Source organism: Chryseobacterium sp. LAM-KRS1 (genome assembly GCF_013184525.1).
In the GTDB taxonomy this organism is placed as follows: Bacteria; Bacteroidota; Bacteroidia; order Flavobacteriales; family Weeksellaceae; genus Chryseobacterium; species Chryseobacterium proteolyticum.
The window spans coordinates 1-836 of the sequence record NZ_JAAOIZ010000018.1; the positions used below are offsets into that span (position 1 = coordinate 1).

1 protein-coding gene is annotated in these 836 nt (G+C 35.2%); it reads right to left on the bottom strand.

Annotation, left to right across the window (positions count from 1 at the left end; translation table 11 throughout):
• Positions 1-836: condensation domain-containing protein (locus G9C87_RS20690; RefSeq protein ID WP_172284695.1), on the bottom strand; the 836-nt coding region annotated here is incomplete at both ends.

Below are 836 nucleotides of genomic sequence, written 5' to 3' on the forward strand. Positions count from 1 at the left end.
CTTTCCTGAGGGTAATTCACATCAATCGGAACATACGCTCCTTCTGATTTTAGAATTCCAAGAATCGAAACAATCATCTTTTCATTACGTGGCAACTCAATACAAACCAAGTCATTAGACCTGATATTGTAATGATTTCTCAGGTAATGAGCTAGACGGTTAGATTCTGTATTTAAATCATTGTAGCTAAGCTTTACATCATCATATATTAATGCTACACTATTCGCACAGCTATTAACCTGTTCTTCAAACAAACTCACTATTGTTTCTTCAGGATAAACAATCTCCGTGGAATTAAAATTTTTCAATAGTAGCTCCTCTTCTTCCGGCCCTAAATAATCCATTTCTGAGACTTCTACATCAGGAAAAGTCCTAAACCGGTTCAGTAGATTATGGAAATGCAGTAATGAATTGGTTATCGCTGATGAATGATATACAGATGAATTGTACTTGAACTCAATCTTTAAAAAATCCGTAGCAGGAACTACAACTATATTGAGATTATAATTCGTTTGTTCAAAAGTTTCTGAATTTTCGTAAACAATGTCTGTAAGCATTTCCTGATCGTCTTTCCTTGCATAATTCTCAAAAATTATGATATTATTGATCAGATCTTTTCCTAATGAAGATAAAGACTGTATGTCTGCCAAGCTGCTAAAATGATAACCTGTACTTTGAATAGAATCCTGATGAAGCTTATTCAAAAGGCGGCGAGGAGTTTCTTTTCCATCTACTTTTATACGCACAGGAATGGTATTGATAAACAATCCCACCATATTCTCTATGCCTTCCAGCTCAGCAGGTCTTCCCGATACCACTGATCCGAAAACAATTTC